Origin of the sequence: Vibrio sp. MM46, assembly GCF_027587135.1 — a bacterium.
Classification (GTDB): Bacteria; Pseudomonadota; Gammaproteobacteria; order Enterobacterales; family Vibrionaceae; genus Vibrio; species Vibrio harveyi.
On sequence record NZ_JAPPTO010000116.1, the window covers coordinates 1 to 380 of the forward strand.

Genomic DNA, 380 nt, shown 5'->3' on the forward strand with positions numbered 1-380 from the left:
ATGCCATCAAGAAAAGTAAAGATATCAGGGGCAGCAAAGAGTTCATCCCAGGTGTATTTGCCGTTGATCCTGACGTCCCCAATCATGCAGTTATGAAAATAATCACTCCACAGTTTTTTGAGTCCAATTTCGCGCACGCTAGATTGTCTTGAGAGCTGATAGAGCTCAGAGCCAAACAGCATGCCCGTACGACCGTAGCGCTCATCATCTGAGGTGGTGAAAATCGCTTCCACGCCTTCAGCCATTCCCACCATGATAGAAGAGAAAAAATACGTCGGAACGGCGACAAGGTAGGGGACGTTATCGACTTTATAGACTTTTCCCGGTTGGGTTTTATCAATGATGAGCATGTCGGCTTTCATGTTGATAAGAAACAGGGG

1 protein-coding gene is annotated in these 380 nt (G+C 46.3%); it reads right to left on the reverse strand.

Annotated elements, in window-relative coordinates:
* Positions 1–380, reverse strand: a 380-nt coding sequence (locus OH459_RS28190; RefSeq protein WP_269989913.1) for a conjugal transfer protein TraG N-terminal domain-containing protein, incomplete at both ends; no start/stop codon positions are given.